This window comes from Aeribacillus sp. FSL K6-3256, from assembly GCF_037965805.1.
Classification (GTDB): Bacteria; Bacillota; Bacilli; order Bacillales; family Aeribacillaceae; genus Aeribacillus; species Aeribacillus composti.
In genome coordinates, this window is the sequence record NZ_CP150188.1 from 1,892,247 (window position 1) to 1,904,806 (window position 12,560).

A 12,560-nucleotide genomic window follows, 5' to 3' on the forward strand; every position below is an offset into this window, starting at 1 on the left:
TATTCCTTAATACCGTAATAAACCCATCCAGTATTTGATGACTGATTTTAAACCTTTTCGGAGATAAAATTTTAACGCATCGTCATTTCCGTTTGATACAAAAATAAATATGTCCTTGATTGATTCAAATGAACTTAACCACTCCATCTATTTTTCGAATAAAACGCTGCCAATTCCATGGTTGCGATATCCTTCTTTTTTATAAAACTGCGAAAGGCAGCCAGCGTCATCGGTTGGAACAGAATCAAAATCAAAAAATGCGTCACTCGGCAAAGTCGAGAAATTATTGGAATAGATTGTTTTTGGAGAAATATTGCTATATGCATATCCAACAATTTCATCATCATCTTTCGCTACAATGATGTAGTTCGCTTTAGCTTTTTCGATCGATGGAATCATTCACGTTTCAAAACACATACCGTCAAACCACTCCGGATGGATCACTTGCTTTAGATTTTTGATAGGCCATTAATTCATTGCATAAATCTTTAATACAAATAATCTCGTCTTCGGAAATCACTTCATAACGAATACCCATGTTCCAACTTCTTTCGAAGGGATTATGTAAAAATAAGGAGAAGGGCATGCCTCTCCTAGAAAAAAATTTGTGGGCAGTTCAGAAACAGATGTCGTTGATGCTCATTAAAGTTGCCTTTGCTTTTTTATCTTATGAGGCGAATGCTCAAGATGTCAAGGCCTTAACATTTGCGATACATAGCAATGTTTAGAATCACATTTTTCATTTAAACCACTCTAAGGAAGAAAAACTTATCATTGGAGGTGGAGGGAGGTGGAGGAATTTAGCAGTTTTTGTCGAATTTAATCTCTAATGAATGTTTTCAAGTTAATTTTTATGCTAAAAAAGGATCTAAGGTTAGAGCAATTCATGATTTGTGTGTGATGGTATACATATTATCAGTTTCAAACATTTTCAACACTATTCGAATTAAAATTTAGGTAAGTGTAGGTGATAATTCGTGAAAGATGTTTTAACATCGATTGTAATTCCACTTGTTGTTGGGATTGTACCTGCTTTTATTTCGTATTTAGGAGCTCGGTATCAGGCGAATAGTGCACTACAAACTGTTAAAGAACAACAACAGGCAGAGTTGCAAAAATTGAAAGAACAACACAGTGTTGATTTGCAGAAGCTAAGAGAACAACAACAGGCGGAGCTAGAAAAACTAAAAGAGCAGCAGAATACAGAGATACAAAGGATAAGAGAGCAGTCTTTGCGTGATATAGAGAGAATAAAGGTTAAAATAGAAAAACAAGCAGAACTTTATGAAAAGAATGCCCAAACGGATATCATAAAAGAGTTGTTTGGAAAAGCAATTGAAGGGGACATGTCTGTATTCGAAAACTTGGAGAAGTTAGATAAATTATCTAAGCAGATGCAGAAAGGAATCTTTGTTAAGAACCTCTGAAATGCTTGTTGCATTGGTGATAGAGATTTATAGAAAAGTTATTGTAACTGCATTGGAGAATCATTTAAAAGCATGTGAATTTGAAGTAAACTTTAACTAAAAAAGAAAATCATATTCGTTTATATATGAGCGGTTTTGAAGTGTTCCCGGATCAAAATTTGGATACAGAAACATTGCAAAACGCGAAATTAAAGACAAAACATGCTGTTGCAGAAAGAAAAAAGCTTTTATCGATGAATATCGAAAAAAAATTATTGCATTCATCGAGCATGTGGAACTGATTGAATTACATTAGGAACGTATTATACATGGTTAAAACATGACAAATCATTTAACGAAGAATTTTATAAAATTAACGAAAGGGCAGTTAAGTAGTCAATAGCTGCTTTATATTTTTCGAATTTTAGTTTACATAATATATATTATAGGAAGTTATAAATGGATCTTGTTTCACTAAAGAGATTACTTGTTGTGATGAGATGAAATAAAAAAATGAAACAAATTGTATTTTAATTGCATTTAATGAATTTCTTTTTAAATTGTAAATTTACATTGCAATTTAATTAATTGATCTTTAAAAATTGATCTTAAAAATTCGTTATGATTTGCTGCGTGTTTAAATTCATTCCATGATTAATTTAGGATTATGATTTATTTATTTTTATTAACGCTTCATTTTTGTTTGTTCTATATCCCGAAGTCCGTTCATTCATCTCCTTCTAAGTTTACATAATATATTTATGTTTTTAAAAAACTCCACTCATACCCTCATCCTCATGATTTGAGCGGCAAAATCAATGAATTATTGCCGCTCTTTGCCGTTCTTTTACTTCTCTTTTCCATTTTGTGGTATAAATTGGAAGCGATCATTAAAAAATGTTTTGTAGCCGAATTGCAGTGATAAAAAAGATGAAATCCCTACACTTCCGGCAATACCGATCAAAATCACAATTTGATATTCGATTGCAACTAAAGGGCTTGTACCTGCAAGGATTTGACCTGTCATCATTCCCGGCAAAAACACTATCCCCATACCGACCATGTTATTGATAGTCGGCAAAATAGCTGAATCAAATGCAGAGTTTACGATTGGTTTTGTTGCTGCATCGGGTTTAGCACCTAACATGAGCGCCCCTTCAATCAGATTCTTTTGGGTAGCAAAATTTTCGATCATTTCTTTCATGCCTAGCGTTATACCGATCATTGAATTTCCAATAAACATTCCGGCAATCGGGATAAAGTATTGAGGTTCATACCAAGGCTTAAAATGAATGACGATTAGATTAAAATACAACAGGCTGACGAGAGAGCCGATAACCATTGACAGCACAATGACCAGCTTCAATTTTTTCGATAAAGGCTTATGAAGCTGTTTAAATATATTATAAACGGCAAACGATTCCATGAAACAAAGCACCAATAAAACAATCCAAGGTGAAGGATTTTTAAAAATATACATCAATATGTATCCGACTAGCACAAGTTGAATCGTCATCCTGGCAGTTGAAAGGACAATTAATTTTTCACGTTTAATTTCTCGTTTTTTTACAAGCAATATTAAAATAAGAACAAATAAATATGCTGCCGAGAGCCTCCAAAATTCGATGTTGATAACTTCTTGCTTCATTGATTATCACCTGTTGGTTTATTTATCGTAATAACTTTATCTGCATATGTTTTTGGTATTGTATCTGAGTGTGTTACCATAATAACCGTTTTTTCTTTTTCCTTTGAATAACGAATGAATGCATCCATGATTTTCTCTTCAGTTCCTTTATCTAGCGCAGAGGTTGGCTCGTCTAATAAAAAAACTTCTGGATCCATTAGAAAAATTCTGGCTAGTGCAAGTCTTTGTTTTTCTCCGCCGGACAATTGTTCTACGTCATCCTCTAATTTTTTTTGCAAGCACACAAATTTTAGTGCTTCTTTCAACTTTTCATCGTCAATAGGCTCTTTTTCAGATAAAATTCTGCCGAAATTCAAATTCTCTCGAATATTTCCTTCAAACATTACTGGCTGCTGTGAAAGCATCACAACTTCCCGTCTTAAAGCGATTGGATTCCATTCAAACAATGACCGGCCTTTATAAACAATTTCTCCTTGATCTGGCGACAGCATGTGATTGAGCATTTTTAAAAGTGTTGTCTTTCCTCCCCCGCTTTGGCCAATGATGCACGTTACTTGTTTTTCTTCAATTTTCAACTCGTCAATGTAAAGAATATCTTTGTATCGTAAATTTTTGATGTGAAACATGTAAAACAGCCCTTTCTTCATAAAAAGCGAAATCCCCTGTTTTGAATATGAATAAAGTTGCAAATGATTCAAACCATTATACTTATTAAACACTTCTCTCTTTATAAAAAGCTTGGCACTCTTATTTATTTTATTTCGTGCAGCAAACCACTGAAAATTTTTTATTTCATTTAATGTCGGAACAAAGGAATGGAAAAAAGATAAAAAATTTGAATTTTATACCTCTTGTTTTAAATAAAAAAAGCTTTTTGAATGAAATTTTAACGTATTTGGAGCATTTTGTAAAATTTTTTGCGAAGCGGAAAATCAATGTTATTGAAAGGAAAACGCCTTTTGATCATGAGGGCTTAATGAAGATCGACATTTTGCGTCTTGAAGCAGTTTTCTTCCCTGCTTTGGAGAAATGATCAGAGGAGCTTAAAAAAATTTGTCCTTAACCTTTCGTTTTATCCATCTGCCTCAGCAATCCAACAATTTTGGGGCTCTAGACACTTCATAAGCCCCTGGCCTTTTTTGCAAAACGGGATGCAAAAGCATTCAACTCGATATGATAAAATTTTTTCCTTAAAACAATAGAATAACTTGTGAAATAGAGCTGATTGAATCGTTCAGAAAGAATGACATAAATCAAAACAGACGGCAACGAGGCGGTTATAGGACGGTACGAGAACACCCCGACAAGCTCGTTGTCCACAACGCTTAAGCAGCCCTTCATCGATAATGAAGAAGCTCTTATATGCCGAATGAAAAATATGTACAGGGCTCCTTAGAAATTTTTCCAGTTCCAAGAGCCCGGATTGCGAAACATTTGATATGATCATGCTTTTTTCAAAAGTGTCTCTTTCCTTGTAGTTTTCAGCTTGGCGTCCTTTTATTTAAAGACAGAGTAAGTTGATTGGTTTCATGGTAACTAGTTTCTTTCTGCAGCTAAAAATTCTTTTCTATAATGATCAATTACCTATAAAAGTTATAGTTCACGGCGGAAGTCACCGCTTTTGCCGCCTGTTTTCTCCATTAAATATGTTTGGCCAATGACCATTCCTTTATCGATTGCTTTGCACATATCATACACGGTTAAGGCGCAGACGCTCGCAGCAGTTAATGCTTCCATTTCAACCCCTGTGCTTCCTTTTGTTTTCACAAATGAATGGATCATTAATTCATATTTGTTTTCGTCGCATTTCCATTCAAATTGAATATCCACCGCTTTTAAAGCAATCGGATGGCACATTGGAATGATGTCAGCCGTGCGTTTGGCGGCCAAAATTCCAGCTACTTGCGCTACTGACAGAACATCTCCTTTTTTGACCTGTGAGCTTGTGATTTTTTCATACACTTCTTTTGAAACAAGAATACTTGAGATGGCATGTGCAGTACGGACTGTTTCCTGTTTCTCTGAAATATCTACCATTTTTGCCCTTCCTTGCTCATTTAAGTGAGTCAGCTTCTTCATGTTTTTAACCTCCACTCATCGGCGGAATAAGGGCGACAACATCCCCATCCCGAATGATGTCATCTTCTGCAGCAAATTCTTCATTGATGGCAAAAAGGACGGAGGATAGGGCGGGCAGTGAATATTCTTTTTCCAACCGTTCGCGGAGTTGTTTAACAGTTATTTCTTGATATGGCAATGTCATCTCCTTTTTATTCAGCTGCTCTTTTAGTTGGGCGAAAAATAAAATTCGGATCATGACTTCATCTCCTTTGGAATGCCTTTTTCATAAGAAATCGTTTCTTGCTGATTGCCGATCCACAATGAGCCATCCTCCCAATGCTCTTTCTTCCATATCGGTACCATTTCTTTAATCCGCTCGATTGCATAACGGTTTGCTTCATAAGCATCAGCGCGGTGAGGAGTAGATACGGCGATGACGACCGCGGCATCCGTAATTTCTAATCGTCCGATACGATGGACAATGGCAACCTTAGCATTCGGAAACTGCTGTTTAATTTCAGCTCCGATTTGTTCCAGTTTTTTTTGAGCCATCGATTCATATGCTTCATATTCTAAATACAATGTTTTTTTTCCTTTTGTCAATTCCCTTACAGTTCCGATAAATGTAACGATAGCTCCGGCATTTCGATCCACAACAGCTTCGATGACACGTGAAACATCTATCGGTTCTTTCACAATTTGAAACATAATTATCCCTCCAAATATAATATAAAATGGCATTATTGTCTCATTTCCAACAGCTTCTCCTTTACATAGTTCACGATCCAGCTGATATACAAATCTTCATCTTTAATAAAAAATGAATGTTTTTCTTTCAAAGGGATCGAGCTAATCGATGCGATCACATTTGATAAATCAAGCAGATGAAGATCTTTCTCATCACGGATACAGACAATTTTCGGGTATGGAGCTTTTTTCAATCCTTCGATAATCAATACATCAATTGAAAAATGCCGGTAAAGTTCCATAATGTTCGAAAAATGTTCATTCGCTTTTATTTCAGCTTGCAACAGCAAAGTTTCTTCCCCTAGAACCGCTGAAACAACAGCACCAGCTTCCCAATGCCGATACGTATCTTTTTTTGGAACATCCGGTTTTCCACCATGACCGTGATGTTTAAAAGTACCGACTTTTATCCCATGATTGGTCAGCTCTTTGATGCATTTTTCAATTAGCGTAGTTTTTCCGCTGTTTTGATGCCCTACCACTTGTAAAATCATCATAGCCAACTGGAGGCTCCTTCTTCATCTTCGATTAACAGCACGTTAACTTCACTGCCTGCTTGAAATCCTCTGCTTCCGCCAGGCAAAACAATTAAACTATTAGTATGAATTAAGGATGAAACAATATTTGATTTGTCCCTTCCAATCGGATCAGCTACTAGCTTTCCATCATGATAGGACAGTTTTGCTCTCACAAAGCGCGTGAACGGATTCGGCTTTAAAAAATCTTTCGTTAAAATCGCCCGGGCTCGTTTTAAATAACAATTTTTTTGTCCGAGCATCGCCCTTATATACGGACGGACAAACAGCTCAAAACCGACATAACAAGCGGAAGGGTTGCCTGAGAGGCCGAACAAAATTTTGTTGCCGACAACTGCTGCAGAGGTAACACTCCCTGGACGCATGCCGATTTTATTGAATAAAACTTGGGCTTGAAGATGCTCGTACACCTTTGGGATATAATCAAAATCGCCCACTGACACTCCGCCTGTTGTGATGATAATGTCGGCCATTTGCATTGCTTTTGTAACAGCTTGAAATACATTTTGAAATGTGTCTTTCACAATTCCGTATAAAATCGGTTCACCGTGAGCTCTGAAAATTTGTGCCTGCAGCATATAAGTATTGCTGTTGTGAATTTTTCCTTTTTCCAGCGGTTTATACACTTCAAGCAATTCGCTCCCGGTTGCTATGACGACAACCTTTGGGCTCTTCATAACCGGAACGTAATGATACCCGAACGTTGCCAGAACAGCGGATATTCCCGGAGTGATCACGGTTCCTTTTTCGATAAGCAAACTGCCCTTTTTCATATCTTCTCCGATGCGGGAGATGTTTTCTCCTGCCTCAACTTTTCTTTTTATTTGCACATATGTTTTTCCGTCTTTTCTGAATTCCTGTGTTAATTCCTTCATGATGACGGCATTTGCACCTTCTGGAATGGCAGCGCCAGTCATGATTTTAACGGCTTGAAAAGGTTTTAAAGATTCTTTCCAAACAGAATCTGCTCCTTGAGTCCCGACGACTTCCAAAACTGCTGGATTGGAAGCTGAAGCGGCCTCGGTCGATGCTGCCCAAACAGCATAGCCGTCATAAGGGGATCGATCAAATCCAGGTACATCCGTTGTAGCAGTTATATCTTGACCAAGCACACGATGAAAGCTGTTTTCGATTGATACATACTCTACTTCACCTTCATAGCTTTTTTCCAACACCCGGTCGATTGCTTCCTCTACTTGAATTGGCTTTCGCAACGCTCCCATTCCTTTCCACCCTTCTTGCCCCCACCCGATACTACCAAGGAACATTTATTTTGTTTTGGAAAAGGAGGCTTGAGGAAAAAGGTTATTATGAACAATATACTGGTCATATTCATCCTTTGTATTAATATTGATGAAAGCATCGTCATCATTGATCTCAACATATCTAGTATGAATACTTGGAAGAAAATGCTTCATGCTTAACTTATTTTGTTCAAGGTGCCATCGTATTTTTTCCTTCACTCGATGATGGTACATGGCGATCAATGGCTGAATATTTCCGTGAACACTAGGAACAATCGCTTCACAACCGTCATTTCTGTATAATTGTAATTTTTTCAACAAATGCGCATTGATAAAAGGAGTATCACAAGGTAAAACGATATACCATTCGGATTTGAATTGGGACATAACGGAATAAATGCCGGCAAGAGGTCCTTTTCCTTGATACAATTCGAGATCTTGAATATATGTCAGCTGGTTCCTTTGCAGCCATTTCGTATCTATTTCAGGATGTATGACAACAACCACGTCTTTTGTGATACATTGCAGCGCTTCGATACTATATAAAATAAATTCCTTTCCATTTCTTTTCGCAAATGCTTTCGGTTGCCCAAACCGTTTCGACTGTCCTCCTGCCAGCACAATCCCGATCATCTTGTTCACTGACGATTCATCTCCCAAACAAGATGGCGAAGTTCCGGCAAAATCAGCTTTTCCATGGCAAGACGAACCGCATTTGTCGATCCCGGCATGCAAAAAATGACTTTTTGTCCAATTGAACCGGCAAGCGCTCGACTAAGCATGGATGCGCTTCCAATTTCTTTATAGCTTAAATAACGAAACAATTCCCCAAAACCAACCATTTCTTTGTCAAGCAATTCTTTTACCGCTTCAACCGTCACATCCCGTTTTGTAAAACCAGTCCCGCCGTTCAATAAAAAAACATCAATTTCGTCAGAAGCCTCTTTCACAGCAGATTGAATGGCTTCCCGTTCATCTTTCACAATCTCGTAATCTATTATTTCCATTTGTTCTCTCGTTAATAATTCGATGATTAATGCACCGCTTTTATCCGTATCCTTCGTTCTCGTATCAGAAACGGTGATCACTTTGCAGCGAACAGGGTCATTTGCCTTGCTGCGATGTTCAGATACACTCATCAATCACACCTCACCCGCCAATATAAGACATTTCCACACGTCTGTTTGCAGAAAGAGCATTGATCCTTCCTCTTTCTTCGGAATAACGATCGTCCCGAGCCTGCCAAACACGGGTGATCTCATCCAATATTTCTTCACCGCTTGCTCCCTTTCGCATTTTAACTAATAAATCAACGCCGTTTGAGGCAAATAGCATGTATACTTTTTACCGTCAGCTGATAGGCGCATTCGCGTCAATCATAACAAAAAGCTCCTGATAAGGAAGAAATAAAACCGCCTTCCACATCCGTACCTCGGTATCGATACCTTTTAGGAACCTCGCCAAAAACGTTGACTGAACTGGTTTAAGAGGTATTTCTTGGTGAATCATATCATGAACTTCTTTGCTCGTCAAAACTTCGTCCATTTTCCAACCGTTTAAGGTTTCGACATCCATATATTCGATGAAGCGGATCGTCATTCCTTTTTCTTCAAAAAAACGAGCCATCGGTAAAATTTCGCTCTCATTTATTCCTTTTACAACCATGTTCACCTTTACGGCCAGACCTTGTGCAACCGCTTCTTCAATTCCTCTAACAATTTCCTCAGACTTTGCATTACCTCCGTTCATTTTAGAAAAAATTTCGTTATTTAAAGCATCTAAACTGACATTGATCCGGTTCATGCCCGCTTTTTTAAACGCTTGGCATATGATATTAAAAATATCCGTTAATGGTCAATGAAACGTCTTGAAGATCTTGAATATTTTTTAACATCGATATTAGTACATCAATGTCCTTTCGTCCCTCCGGTCAGACGAATTTTTCGAATGCCTAAACGTAAAGAGGCTGGCCAAACGATATATTTCTTGAAACGTCATTAGTTATTCCCGTTTTATAAAAGAATACTGTCTTCCTTCCATTTCAGCATACAGTATACACAACGAAAATTACATCGGTCTGTCACCGAAATGCGCAAATTCAATAAAGGGCGGTTAATTGATCTCGCAACATCTTCCTCTCCTTATACATTCATTCTTCATATGTTACAGACAAGATAAACAATAGAATGAGATCTCTGTCACATAAATTCGAATGATCATAAAAGGTTAAATTAATTGTAAAAAAAATTTTCTGAAAAAGAAACCTATTTGGAATACATTTTGCCAATTTATCATTTTTTTATGGCTAACATGATGGGGCTCTATATAATGAATTGAGAAAGCAAAATAGATACACAAAAAATATTTTACGATTTCGGCAAACGGAGGCTTTCATAATAGAATCAGCAGTTTTCATTATGGACAATGTACCAATGCTTGGCGACTTGATGGAAAGAATGGTTATTATATTAGAAAACCGTTCATCCATCAACAGGATCTTCTTAGCTTTTTCCATTTAGGGTCACCTGTCGAGAATCCGTCCAGACTCGAAAAAACTCAAAGTTGATTGAAAAAAAGATACTATCGAAAAACAACTGATAGAAAAATCATTAAAGAAAACCGCCGGCAACAAATCCAAAGCTTCCTGAGAATTAGGGATTTCACAAGTTACACTTTACAATAAGATGAAAAAATACCAGCTACCTAAATAGATGAACAACTTCTCAATCGTTTTCGAGAATGGCATTAACTTGGTTTACGCCCCGCTTTTTTCTTCTAGCACACTTTTCAGGCAACCATCTTTTTGATGTCAATGACATACTTTCAATGTTAGAATGATCTTTTTGCAATAGCGCTTTGCGGGTTAGACGTATTTTTCGCACAATGGCCGCTGACCATATTAGCAAAGAAATAAATTTCCCTACATGCCATCAGCTGTTTCCGCTTTAAAAACACACACTCTCCTTTCTATTTCAAGCAAAACAATATCCTTAGCGAAATGGTACCGATCTTTCATTGAAAACTGAAACATTTTCTAATGATGTTGTAACATCTTCCCTTCCCTCAATTGGAAGGATATATGCCAATACGGCATCACGAATCAATTATTCATAAACTTTTCAAAAGTGATGCCGATGAAGTGAAGCAAATCACAAATTGCGGGAATTGTTTTTACTATGATGAACATTGATAAAAAAGATGGAAAGGAGAATATGGATGGGAAAAACTGTTGAATTAGATGTTCGCGAAGATTTAAAGAAGAAATTAGAGCCGTTTCAAAAAATCATGGCGGCCATTCAGCCTCTTGCACAAGGAGATGTATTTATTTTACACGCTCCGTTTAAACCTGTTCCGCTTTTTCCTATCATGAAGAAAAAAGGGTTTTCTTATCAAGCGGAAAAAATAGAGGATAAACATTGGAAAATTACCTTTGTTAAAACGGAGGAATGAAAAAATGATACTGGATAATCGCGGCTTAGAGCCCCCACAACCGATGATGCGGACTTTAACGGCATTAGCAAAATTAAAAAAAGGAGAAGCGTTGAAAATTATTAATGACCGCCGCCCGATGTTTTTATTTGAACAGCTTGACGATCTCGGTTATACCTATCAAACGCAAAAGCGCAGTGATGGAAGCTATGAAATAACGATTGAAAAGAAGGATGACGATGATGACGGCTAATCATACTTATGAAACGAATATTCGAATCCCTTTTTCGTTTATTATTTTTGGCTTGCTGGCGTTTTTCCTTTCTCAAATTCTTTTATTTCTGTCAACTCGTCAGCTTTCAACCGGAGAAATGCGCCTTCCTGTCGTATTGTCAGCTGTCCATTTATTAGTGATTGGCTTTGCTTTAATGACAGCCATGGGGGCCATGTATCAGCTTGTTCCAGTCGTGTTTTTAACCCCGATATGGAATGAATCATTTGCTTTTATCCAAATGGTCGTCACGTCATTAGGAATACTATCTTTTAGCATCAGCCTGGCCTTTAATATTCAAATGGCTATATTTTCAGGCTTGCTTCTTACTTGCGGGATTGTAATGTTTTTATGGCAGATGTTCATGACATTAAAAAAACAGAAGAAAAGAACGGTCATCACTTTATTTGTTGGTACTGCCCTCATTTGTTTGCTCTTAACGATCGGGCTCGGATTGACGCTTGCCTATCATTTTTGGAGCGGCAGACAATTAATCGATCATGATTTGATTTTCAAAGCACATATATTGCTGGGATTTTCCGGCTGGTTTACACTTCTTATCTTCGGATTTTCTTACAAAATGGTTCCGATGTTTTCATTGGCGCATCATTTTTCAATGAACACGGCCCGATATGTCTACATTTTTTATATAAGCGGTCTTGTGTTAACTTTCATCAGTTTTATAACGGCAAATGACCGGTTGTTATCAGCAGGGCTTCAATTGATGGCTGTCGGATATGGGTTGTTTGCATACCATATGTTTGCCATTTTAAAGAAAAGGATGAAGAAAAAGCTGGATAAACCTTTTCTGTTTGCTCTTTTGGCCATTGTTTTTGGAGTCATCCTGCATATAGCGGCGGCCGGTTTTTCTTTTGAAAGTGAAATCCATTCCCGCATCTTTTCCATCATCATCTACTGTTATCTGTTCGGCTGGATTGTATTAAGCATCATTGGCTACTTATATAAAATTGTTCCTTTTCTATGGTGGACACACCGGTATAGCAAAAAAATCGGCAAAGAAGCGGTGCCGACTTTGAAACAAATGATAAATGAAAAATGGATTGTGATGGAATGCTGTTTATTTGTTGCGAGTCTTATCGGCATGATCGCTGCTCTTGCCTCTTCAAGTACTGGTCTATTTTATCTTGCTCAAGGAGGAGTGGTGCTGTTTTCTGGATTATTTGCCTGTACGATTGGCTCCGTATTGCTGAAATAAAA

General features: G+C 37.3%; 14 protein-coding genes and 1 pseudogene. 4 read left to right on the top strand and 11 right to left on the bottom strand.

All coding sequences use genetic code 11. The annotated features are described in order from the left end of the window. Positions 1 to 147: 147 nt before the first annotated feature. On the bottom strand, positions 148 to 399 hold the full coding sequence (locus NSQ84_RS09020) for a GNAT family N-acetyltransferase (protein ID WP_242513773.1): 252 nt from the start codon (positions 397 to 399) through the stop codon (positions 148 to 150). 578 nt (positions 400 to 977) lie between these two features. Here NSQ84_RS09020 and NSQ84_RS09025 point away from each other — a divergent pair. Beyond that, a complete protein-coding gene (locus tag NSQ84_RS09025; protein ID WP_130156965.1) occupies positions 978 to 1,427 on the top strand; it encodes a hypothetical protein in 450 nt (149 codons plus the stop codon). Between the two features lie 826 nt (positions 1,428 to 2,253). Here NSQ84_RS09025 and fetB read toward each other — a convergent pair. The 10 genes and pseudogenes from fetB to moaA all read right to left on the bottom strand — a co-directional run bounded on the left by fetB (position 2,254) and on the right by moaA (position 9,759). Next, entirely contained in the window at positions 2,254 to 3,054 is an 801-nt protein-coding gene (fetB, locus tag NSQ84_RS09030; RefSeq protein WP_063387658.1) for an iron export ABC transporter permease subunit FetB, read from the bottom strand. Further along, positions 3,051 to 3,680 carry an ABC transporter ATP-binding protein gene (locus NSQ84_RS09035; protein WP_311067342.1) on the bottom strand — a complete coding sequence of 210 codons (630 nt, stop codon included), beginning with the start codon at positions 3,678 to 3,680 and terminating at the stop codon, positions 3,051 to 3,053. The genes fetB and NSQ84_RS09035 overlap by 4 nt, the downstream gene beginning before the upstream one ends. A 967-nt stretch (positions 3,681 to 4,647) precedes the next feature. Next, positions 4,648 to 5,133 carry a cyclic pyranopterin monophosphate synthase MoaC gene (moaC, locus tag NSQ84_RS09040; RefSeq protein ID WP_327874036.1) on the bottom strand — a complete coding sequence of 162 codons (486 nt, stop codon included), beginning with the start codon at positions 5,131 to 5,133 and terminating at the stop codon, positions 4,648 to 4,650. A 4-nt stretch (positions 5,134 to 5,137) separates the two neighbouring features. Next, a complete protein-coding gene (gene moaD / locus NSQ84_RS09045; RefSeq protein ID WP_063387661.1) occupies positions 5,138 to 5,371 on the bottom strand; it encodes a molybdopterin converting factor subunit 1 in 234 nt (77 codons plus the stop codon). After that, a complete protein-coding gene (locus NSQ84_RS09050) occupies positions 5,368 to 5,823 on the bottom strand; it encodes a molybdenum cofactor biosynthesis protein MoaE (RefSeq protein WP_130156967.1) in 456 nt (151 codons plus the stop codon). Before NSQ84_RS09050 ends, moaD begins: the two co-directional genes overlap by 4 nt. Positions 5,824 to 5,855: 32 nt before the next feature. Continuing rightward, a complete protein-coding gene (mobB, locus tag NSQ84_RS09055) occupies positions 5,856 to 6,359 on the bottom strand; it encodes a molybdopterin-guanine dinucleotide biosynthesis protein B (protein ID WP_186439295.1) in 504 nt (167 codons plus the stop codon). Next, positions 6,356 to 7,621, bottom strand: a complete 1,266-nt coding sequence (glp, locus tag NSQ84_RS09060; RefSeq protein WP_327874037.1) for a gephyrin-like molybdotransferase Glp — start codon at positions 7,619 to 7,621, stop codon at positions 6,356 to 6,358. The genes mobB and glp overlap by 4 nt, the downstream gene beginning before the upstream one ends. 45 nt (positions 7,622 to 7,666) lie before the next feature. Continuing rightward, the gene (locus NSQ84_RS09065; protein WP_063387703.1) at positions 7,667 to 8,275 is read right to left on the bottom strand and encodes a molybdenum cofactor guanylyltransferase; all 609 of its coding nucleotides are present in this window, start codon (positions 8,273 to 8,275) and stop codon (positions 7,667 to 7,669) included. A 5-nt stretch (positions 8,276 to 8,280) separates the two neighbouring features. Continuing rightward, the gene (locus tag NSQ84_RS09070; RefSeq protein WP_094245859.1) at positions 8,281 to 8,781 is read right to left on the bottom strand and encodes a MogA/MoaB family molybdenum cofactor biosynthesis protein; all 501 of its coding nucleotides are present in this window, start codon (positions 8,779 to 8,781) and stop codon (positions 8,281 to 8,283) included. A 10-nt stretch (positions 8,782 to 8,791) separates the two neighbouring features. Beyond that, a pseudogene (moaA, locus tag NSQ84_RS09075) lies at positions 8,792 to 9,759 on the bottom strand (GTP 3',8-cyclase MoaA). Between the two features lie 1,099 nt (positions 9,760 to 10,858). Here moaA and NSQ84_RS09080 point away from each other — a divergent pair. The 3 genes from NSQ84_RS09080 to NSQ84_RS09090 are packed head-to-tail and all read left to right on the top strand — an operon-like array spanning position 10,859 to position 12,558. Continuing rightward, positions 10,859 to 11,092 (top strand): DUF2249 domain-containing protein, encoded by a 234-nt coding sequence (locus NSQ84_RS09080; protein WP_063387667.1) that lies wholly within the window; start codon positions 10,859 to 10,861, stop codon positions 11,090 to 11,092. A 4-nt stretch (positions 11,093 to 11,096) separates the two neighbouring features. Next, on the top strand, positions 11,097 to 11,324 hold the full coding sequence (locus NSQ84_RS09085; RefSeq protein ID WP_063387668.1) for a DUF2249 domain-containing protein: 228 nt from the start codon (positions 11,097 to 11,099) through the stop codon (positions 11,322 to 11,324). Beyond that, positions 11,311 to 12,558, top strand: coding sequence for a hypothetical protein (locus NSQ84_RS09090; protein WP_327874017.1), 1,248 nt, complete (start codon positions 11,311 to 11,313; stop codon positions 12,556 to 12,558). Before NSQ84_RS09085 ends, NSQ84_RS09090 begins: the two co-directional genes overlap by 14 nt. Positions 12,559 to 12,560 lie beyond the last annotated feature (2 nt).

Bases quoted from the DNA above. Each gene is read 5' to 3' on its own strand.
- NSQ84_RS09020 (WP_242513773.1), bottom strand. From the start codon at position 399: ATGATTCCATCGATCGAAAAAGCTAAAGCGAACTACATCATTGTAGCG.
- fetB (WP_063387658.1), bottom strand. From the start codon at position 3,054: ATGAAGCAAGAAGTTATCAACATCGAATTTTGGAGGCTCTCGGCAGCA.
- NSQ84_RS09035 (WP_311067342.1), bottom strand. From the start codon at position 3,680: ATGTTTCACATCAAAAATTTACGATACAAAGATATTCTTTACATTGAC.
- moaC (WP_327874036.1), bottom strand. From the start codon at position 5,133: ATGAAGAAGCTGACTCACTTAAATGAGCAAGGAAGGGCAAAAATGGTA.
- moaD (WP_063387661.1), bottom strand. From the start codon at position 5,371: ATGATCCGAATTTTATTTTTCGCCCAACTAAAAGAGCAGCTGAATAAA.
- NSQ84_RS09050 (WP_130156967.1), bottom strand. From the start codon at position 5,823: ATGTTTCAAATTGTGAAAGAACCGATAGATGTTTCACGTGTCATCGAA.
- mobB (WP_186439295.1), bottom strand. From the start codon at position 6,359: ATGATGATTTTACAAGTGGTAGGGCATCAAAACAGCGGAAAAACTACG.
- glp (WP_327874037.1), bottom strand. From the start codon at position 7,621: ATGGGAGCGTTGCGAAAGCCAATTCAAGTAGAGGAAGCAATCGACCGG.
- NSQ84_RS09065 (WP_063387703.1), bottom strand. From the start codon at position 8,275: ATGATCGGGATTGTGCTGGCAGGAGGACAGTCGAAACGGTTTGGGCAA.
- NSQ84_RS09070 (WP_094245859.1), bottom strand. From the start codon at position 8,781: ATGAGTGTATCTGAACATCGCAGCAAGGCAAATGACCCTGTTCGCTGC.
- NSQ84_RS09080 (WP_063387667.1), top strand. From the start codon at position 10,859: ATGGGAAAAACTGTTGAATTAGATGTTCGCGAAGATTTAAAGAAGAAA.
- NSQ84_RS09085 (WP_063387668.1), top strand. From the start codon at position 11,097: ATGATACTGGATAATCGCGGCTTAGAGCCCCCACAACCGATGATGCGG.
- NSQ84_RS09090 (WP_327874017.1), top strand. From the start codon at position 11,311: ATGATGACGGCTAATCATACTTATGAAACGAATATTCGAATCCCTTTT.